Annotated in this window: 5 protein-coding genes; 4 read left to right on the forward strand and 1 reads right to left on the reverse strand. The window is 72.1% G+C overall.

Going from position 1 to position 3,432, the window contains the following annotated elements:
• The 3 genes from AC1DP0_RS19755 to AC1DP0_RS19765 all read left to right on the forward strand — a co-directional run.
• On the forward strand, positions 1–231 hold a 231-nt coding region (locus AC1DP0_RS19755), incomplete at its 5' end, for an ArsR/SmtB family transcription factor (protein WP_478087867.1).
• A 160-nt stretch (positions 232–391) separates the two neighbouring features.
• On the forward strand, positions 392–712 hold the full coding sequence (locus tag AC1DP0_RS19760) for a DUF2853 family protein (protein ID WP_478087871.1): 321 nt from the start codon (positions 392–394) through the stop codon (positions 710–712).
• 115 nt (positions 713–827) lie between these two features.
• Positions 828–1,820, forward strand: coding sequence for an NHL repeat-containing protein (locus tag AC1DP0_RS19765; protein WP_478087873.1), 993 nt, complete (start codon positions 828–830; stop codon positions 1,818–1,820).
• Here AC1DP0_RS19765 and AC1DP0_RS19770 read toward each other — a convergent pair.
• Positions 1,790–2,809: a hypothetical protein gene (locus tag AC1DP0_RS19770; protein WP_478087877.1), complete on the reverse strand. Its 1,020-nt coding sequence runs from the start codon at positions 2,807–2,809 to the stop codon at positions 1,790–1,792. The two genes, AC1DP0_RS19765 and AC1DP0_RS19770, sit on opposite strands and share 31 nt — an antisense overlap.
• A 154-nt stretch (positions 2,810–2,963) precedes the next feature.
• Between AC1DP0_RS19770 and AC1DP0_RS19775 the strand changes: the two genes are divergently transcribed.
• Positions 2,964–3,432 (forward strand): cobalamin B12-binding domain-containing protein (locus AC1DP0_RS19775; RefSeq protein ID WP_478087879.1); only part of this gene is annotated, 469 nt, incomplete at its 3' end.

Here is a 3,432-nt window from a genome sequence, read left to right on the forward strand (position 1 = left end):
CTCCTGCTCCGGGTCCTCGACGGACCGACGAGCACGAGCGCCCTCGTCGCCCGCACAGGTATGCCCCTCGGCTCGGTCGGCGACCACCTCAAGGTCCTGCTCGCGGCCGGCACGGTGCTGCGCCGGCGCTCGGGGCGCGAGGTGCTCTACTGGCGCACCGCCCTCGGCGACGCCCTCGTCGCGTCCGGCCGGGGAGTTCTCCCCATGTACGGCAAGGGCGCCCAGTCCTAGCGTCGGCGCAGGACACCCACCGCGCACCTGGGCCGCCCTCACCGCCTGACGGCGGGCGGCGGACCTTTGGACGAAGACCCATCCCAAATCCCTTCTCAGGCGACGTATGCGGGTTTAGCGTCACTCGTGTTCCAGCATTCAACGACGAGGGGCACGGCACATGGCAGAAGACTGGGCAGCAGACGTCAAGAAGTACTCACCGGACGCCGACGACGCCGCGATCAAGGGCATCGTCCGGCACTGCGGCATCGCGCTGCAGAAGCGTGACTCGGCACTCGTGTCGTTCACCGACAAGACCGAGACCGACCGCGTGCGTGACGGATTCATGAAGAAGAAGCTCGGACTCACCGACTCCGACGCCGACCTCGACGCCTCGCTGGCGGAGGTCGGCCAGACGCTCAAGGGCGACCGCACGAAGAACCGCGTCACCGTCTACTACCTGCTCGCCGAGAAGCACGGGAAGCTCGACCTCTTCCGCTGAGGCGATCCGAGACCTGTCGACGCGGGTGCGCCGGTGCCACGTGCAACGGCACACCCGCGCAAAGGTCCTCCGTCCAGGTCTCGATTTCTGACCGTGCATCGGCGCAGCATGGAACATGCACAACCACAACGCCGTGCACCATGGCACCCCCTCGCGTCGCCTCGTCCTCGGCTCGGCTGCCGCCGTCGCCGTCACTGCACTGACCGCTCCCGTCGCCTCCGCCGAGCAGGGTCGCCCCGGCGGCCGCCTCCCGACCAGGGTCCTCCTCCCGGACGGCACCCAGCCGGAGGGCATCACGTCGGGCCCGGGCGCCACCTTCTACGTCGGCTCGTTCGCCGACGGACGCATCCTCACCGGCAACCTGCGCACCGGAACCACCCGCACGCTCCTCCCGCCCGCCACCGGTCGGTCGCTCCGTGGCCTCTTCTTCGACCGCCGCACCGGGCTGGTCTGGACCGTCGGCAGCCTCGGCACCGAGGGACACGTCTGGGCGGTGGACGCAGTCTCCGGAGCCGTCGTCGGCGACACCGTCGTCCCCGGGGCAGGCTTCCTCAACGACCTCGTCGTCACCCCTCGTGCCGTGTGGGTCACCGACTCGAGCGTCGACCGGCTCACCATCGTGCGCCTCACTCGCATCGGCCACCCCACCCGGTCCCCTGCACGGTTCGTGGCCCTGACCGACCCGTGGCCGCCGAGCCCCCCGAACACGTTCAACGCCAACGGTATCCGCGCCCTCTCCGACGACGTGTTCGTGCTCAACAACACCCGGGTGGGTGGGCTGTGGCAGGTCGACGGCGAGTCGGGCGTCACCCGCCGCATCGCCGTCGCCGGAGGCCCACCGATCACGAGCGGGGACGGTCTCGAGCTCGTCGGCCGCACCCTCTACAACGTGCGCGGCAGCGGCCCCAAGGACGTCACGGTCGTGCAGCTGCGGCGCGACGGCGACGAGTGGCGCGCGACGTGGCGCACCACGCTGACCGACGACTCGCTCGACGTGCCGTCCACCGCCACGGCGGCCATCGGGTCGCTCTGGGTCGTCAACGCCCGCTTCGGGGTGGCGTCGCCCGCCACCGCGAGCTACTGGATCACGCGCCTCCGCACCGTCTGACGCCCGTGGCTGCCGTCCGGTGCCAGCGCATGAGGGGCACCGGACCGAGGCCAGGCGTCCAGCCAGGCCGACCGGGCGCTGACGTATGGAGCGATGAGGTCGACAAGATCCGGATCTGCCTGTCCCGCAAGCACCTGAGAGGCGATCCGTCGTGAGGCGCCGGCGAGGAAGTCGGCCAGCTGCACGCGCGGGTCGTCCTGCGAGTCGACGAAGCTGATGCCCGTGAGCGCCTGCGACGACCCGTCGGCCCTCGACCCGACCGCCGTGCGGATCGCCGCATCGGTGAGGGCGGCCTGCACGTCGTGGATCACCCAGAGCGGACGACCGACCGCGCCCCAGTGACGCAGGACCTCCGCGAGCGCCGGAACGATGGGGTCTAGCACGCCGCGTCCGCGCGCCACGAGGGCGAGTAGCGCCTCCGGGTCGTCGGGCACCCCTTCCACCAGGTCCGGAGCGAGGTCAGCGACGTCGTCCAGCCCGCGGCGCAGGGCCTGCGCGCTCTCGGCCGCCTCGTCGAGCGAGCGGGCGCGCACGACGTCGTTGAAGTCGCCGAGCACCGTCTCCCAGCCCAGCCGACCCAGGCGTCGCACGGCCGTGCGGTGCAGCTCCTCCGGGAGACGCGTGCCCTCCGGGACCGACGCCGGCCCGCGACCGAGCAGCGCCACCATGCGCCTCGTCAGGTGCAAGGACTTGTCGGTGAGGTGCACGTGGGCGCGGCCGAGGAGCGGCCCGTCGTCACCGAGGAGCCACTCGAGCAGGCGCCGGTTCTGGGGCCGCAGCACGACGCTTGCCTTGACCTCCGTCGCGGGCGAGCGAGCCTCGATGCGCACCCGCTCGATGGTCGCCGTCGCGGCCGAGGTCGTGACGTCGACGCTCGCATGGGCGAAGGTGTCGGTGCTGCCCCGCACGAGCTTCTCGCCCTCCGAACCGGACTCGTCGCACGCCACCTCGAGGAGGACGGTGGTGCGCGGGAGGGCTGCGTACGGCATACCCCATCCTGTGCGCGGGACGCGGCCGAGCCAACCGACTTTGCGGGCCGGAGGGCACGATTCGGTCACGACGGTGGGCGGCCCGACCGGAACGGGTATGACGCTGCAGCTGTCGCCCGGCGCCTCGGTCCCCGTCCCACCCCGAGGAGCCCCCATGACCACGCCGCACCGCACGACGCCCGGCGAGTGGCGGGACGGCCTCGAGGAGACGCTCGAGAGCTTCGACGAGACCGGTGGGCACCGCGTCCTCACGCGGGTCTTCGACGAGCTCGGCGTGGAGGACGCCCTCTCGCTGGTCGTGCTGCCCTACCTCCACGACGTCGGTGAGCGCTGGTCCGCCGGCTCGATCGGCGTGGCGCAGGAGCACTTCGCGAGCCACGTCCTGCGCTCGCGGCTCTCCGTCCTGATGGAGGCCCCCGAGCGCGCCGACGGCCCGCTCGCCGTGCTCGCGTGCATGCCCGGAGAGCACCACGAGTTCGGGCTCATGCCACCGCGATCGTCCTGTCGCGCCTCGGGTGGCGCTCGAGCTACCTCGGCGCCAGCACCCCGACGGCCGAGCTCGCCCGCGCCTGCCGCATGCTCCGGCCCGTGGCCGTCGTCGTCGCGGCCCACCGGTCCACCGC

The sequence above is a fragment of the Terrabacter sp. P5_B1 genome, from assembly GCF_056400505.1.

Coding starts and splice junctions, on each gene's coding strand:
- AC1DP0_RS19760 (WP_478087871.1), top strand. CDS start 392: ATGGCAGAAGACTGGGCAGCAGACGTCAAGAAGTACTCACCGGACGCC.
- AC1DP0_RS19765 (WP_478087873.1), top strand. CDS start 828: ATGCACAACCACAACGCCGTGCACCATGGCACCCCCTCGCGTCGCCTC.
- AC1DP0_RS19770 (WP_478087877.1), bottom strand. CDS start 2,809: ATGCCGTACGCAGCCCTCCCGCGCACCACCGTCCTCCTCGAGGTGGCG.